A 2,857-nucleotide genomic window follows, 5' to 3' on the forward strand; every position below is an offset into this window, starting at 1 on the left:
CTACGCCATACATCATTTAAACGGACTTGATAATTATCTACATAATGCTGTACCAATTCACATCCGAAAGCTTCCTTAGATTGGAAATAATGATAAAACGAGCCTTTAGGGATCTCACAGCTCTGTAAAATTTCCTGTAATCCTACACCGGTAAAACCTTTATGCAAAATCAGGTCTGAACTGGTATTAAGAATGTGTAAGCGCTTCGCTTCAGACTTTTTAATAGGAGTAGGCTTCATATTAATTATTTACTCTATTGTAAAAAATAGACCAGTCGTATTGTTTTTTATTATAACTCATCTACAATGGATGTAAAGAAATTTTAATCATAATTTTTGATTGTGAAGAGAAATACTTTTAAATAAAACATGGAGTTATATGTGTGAAAACAGTTATTAATCAACGCATCGTTTTAGCTAAACGGCCAGTGGGCGAGCCAAAACACAGCGATTTTCGTATTGAACAAGTTGAACTCAATGAACTTAAACAAGGCGAGATATTGTTAAAAACCATTTACTTGTCACTCGATCCTTATATGCGTGGTCGCATGAGTGATGCTCCTTCATATGCAGCACCGGTTGAAATTGGCGAAGTGATGGTCGGTGGAACAGTCAGTCAAGTGGTGGCCTCTAAAAACCCAAAATTCAAAGAAGGTGAGTGGGTTCTTTCTGGAAATGGCTGGCAGGGCTACGCAATTTCTAATGGGTCTGCCTGTCAAAGCTTAGGTATGCAACCTGAACATCCATCTTGGGCATTGGGTATTTTGGGAATGCCAGGATTTACTGCTTATATGGGGTTGTTGGACATTGGTCAGCCTAAAGCCGGTGAAACATTAGTCGTTGCAGCTGCAACGGGACCTGTTGGTGCTACGGTTGGACAAATTGGCAAACTTAAAGGTTGTCGTGTGGTTGGCGTCGCAGGTGGGCCTGAAAAATGCCGTTATGCAGTAGAAGAACTCGGCTTCGATGCTTGTATCAATCATCATGATGAAAATTTTGCAGATCAATTACAACAAGCAGCTCCCAATGGTATTGATATTTATTATGAGAATGTAGGGGGTAAAGTGTTTGATGCGGTATGGCCATTGCTTAACTCTGCGGCACGTGTACCGGTGTGTGGTGTAGTTTCTCAGTATAACGCTACCGAGCAAGCACAAGGGCCAGACCGTTTACCGGGCTTTATTTCCACCCTTTTAAAAAAGCGTATTCGCATGCAAGGCTTTATTATTTTTGATGATTATGGCAGTCAGTATCCGGAATTCTATCAGCAAATGTCTGAATGGTTGAAAGACGGAAAAATCAAATATAAAGAGCATATGGTGCAAGGTTTAGATAACACGATCAATGCTTTCAATGGTATGTTGAAAGGCGAAAACTTTGGCAAAGTCGTTGTAAAAATTTAGGAATTATCATGATTACATTACATCATTTAGATCAATCACGTTCTTTTCGCATTTTGTGTTTACTTGAAGAAATCAAGCAGCCTTATGAGCTGAAACGCTATTATCGTGACTCAAGCACGCATTTGGCCCCTGACTCTTTAAAAACCATTCACCCTTTAGGGAAATCTCCAGTATTGGAATGGGATGGCAAAGTTATTGCAGAGTCAGGCGCAATCGTTGAGTTATTAATTCAGAAACTTGCGCCGCATTTAGCACCAGATATGGATGAACCTACCTATGTCGATTATCTACAGTGGATTCATTTCTCAGAAAGCTCTGCCATGCTGCCATTTTTATTAAAAACGTTTAATGCGATTGAAACCAAGCAGGGTACGAAGTTGGTATTTCTAGAAAATTATACTCAAGTTGAGTTCGATAAAGTATTTAGCTATTTAAATGAATATTTAAAAGATAAAGAATTTCTAGTCGCAGACCGTTTAACCGGTGCTGACTTTATGATGGGCTTTGGACTACATGCTTTAGTTCATCATATGGGACAAGGTGAAAATTATCCGCATATCCAACGTTATGTAGCAGGTTTAAGCCAACTACCTAGCTGGCAAGCCGCAGTACAAATTGAACAAAATGGTGTGAAAAGTCAAAAATAGCAAGATTGATTTTTTAAAGGCAATTGAGAAAAAGAATCGTGATTGACAAGTACATCTAGTTATAAAATAAGCTGAAACTTATTTAAATTAAACGCCTAATGAATTTCATCGGGCGTTCTCTATTTTAAAGATAATGAATTACCATTATTTAAGACAAGTTTCGCCTATTCTCCACTGTAAATCCCTATCAAGAGAGCTTGAATATCGTGACGATTACGTTGAAAGATATAATCAACTTTTGAAAGAAAGAAACGTGACTAACGCACAGCAAGATTAAATTATTCCTCGGGGTATTAAACAAGTAAACCACATCATTTTAATAACATAAACACATGTGCGTAAAAATCACGCCCCGCTTGACATTTACATAGCGAGTAAAATATAGTCAGCATACTTTTTGCAACACCTTCAGCGTGTTAGGCAGAATTGATCAACAAATGTATTACAATCAGGTTGATGATCTTTATGAAATAGCAGCTTGGTACGGTATTGCAATATCAAAAGAACATGCATTTGTTGATGGGAATAAACGCACAGGCCTTGCTGTAATGCTTACTTTTCTTTAAATTCAAGGCGTTAGTATTCAAGATAATACAGGGCTTGATGATTTAATGGTGGATATTGTTGAAAGTCAGGATGATCATGAAATTCTTGCACAAAAAGTTTCAGATTTCTTGTATGAGCTCTCAGAAATATAGTGAATTGAAGCTTTTTAGGTTGAATAATAATCAAACAAAATTAAAATAATAGAACAGCAAAATTGGACAAAATGTGGATGTTATTTGACTAACACTTTGAGCAGCTCTCA

3 protein-coding genes and 1 pseudogene are annotated in these 2,857 nt (G+C 37.3%); 3 read left to right on the plus strand and 1 reads right to left on the minus strand.

Annotation, left to right across the window (positions count from 1 at the left end; all coding sequences use genetic code 11):
- Positions 1-239 (minus strand): TetR/AcrR family transcriptional regulator (locus tag B4237_RS16375; protein ID WP_286943973.1); only part of this gene is annotated, 239 nt, incomplete at its 3' end.
- A gap of 143 nt (positions 240-382) precedes the next feature.
- On the opposite strand from B4237_RS16375, the gene B4237_RS16380 reads away from it, so the two are divergent.
- The 3 genes and pseudogenes from B4237_RS16380 to B4237_RS17665 form a co-directional block, all read left to right on the plus strand.
- Complete coding sequence (locus tag B4237_RS16380; protein WP_286943975.1) at positions 383-1,402, plus strand: NADP-dependent oxidoreductase; 1,020 nt, start codon at positions 383-385, stop codon at positions 1,400-1,402.
- An 8-nt stretch (positions 1,403-1,410) separates the two neighbouring features.
- A complete protein-coding gene (locus tag B4237_RS16385) occupies positions 1,411-2,049 on the plus strand; it encodes a glutathione S-transferase family protein (protein ID WP_286943977.1) in 639 nt (212 codons plus the stop codon).
- 401 nt (positions 2,050-2,450) lie between these two features.
- A pseudogene (locus B4237_RS17665) lies at positions 2,451-2,747 on the plus strand (type II toxin-antitoxin system death-on-curing family toxin); the annotation flags it as partial.
- Positions 2,748-2,857: the final 110 nt, after the last annotated feature.

Origin of the sequence: Acinetobacter sp. UBA6526, from assembly GCF_002434875.1 — a bacterium.
Lineage (GTDB): Bacteria > Pseudomonadota > Gammaproteobacteria > Pseudomonadales > Moraxellaceae > Acinetobacter > Acinetobacter venetianus.